The sequence below is a fragment of the Pseudoalteromonas sp. SIMBA_162 genome (assembly GCF_046535955.1).
In the GTDB taxonomy this organism is placed as follows: domain Bacteria; phylum Pseudomonadota; class Gammaproteobacteria; order Enterobacterales; family Alteromonadaceae; genus Pseudoalteromonas; species Pseudoalteromonas marina.
In genome coordinates this window covers 1-247 of the sequence record NZ_JAWJBQ010000940.1, presented here as the reverse complement: position 1 = coordinate 247, position 247 = coordinate 1, and the positions used below count along the sequence as shown (strand labels likewise).

The window sequence follows — 247 nt, the reverse complement described above, 5'->3', positions numbered from 1 at the left end:
CCTCGTGGTCATTCACCGTCATGTCGCCATGACAGCTGATGGGTCTCAGCTTTCCATCGGCGTCAGCGTGATCTCGACGCGACGGTTCTGGGCGCGCCCGGAGGCGGTGTCGTTGGATGCCACCGGGCTGGCTTCACCATAACCGCGCATGTTCAGACGGTTGAAGGCGATGCCACCACTGGCCAGATAGTTGCCGACAGCCTGGGCACGCAGCTCGGACAGGTTCTGGTTGTAGTTGCTGGCACCG

The 247-nt window shown here is 62.3% G+C and carries 1 protein-coding gene; it reads right to left on the bottom strand.

Annotation, left to right across the window (positions count from 1 at the left end; translation table 11 throughout):
* Window positions 1-45 precede the first annotated feature (45 nt).
* The coding region (locus tag R0J88_RS22475) for an OmpA family protein (RefSeq protein ID WP_410901240.1) at window positions 46-247 on the bottom strand (202 nt) is incomplete at its 5' end.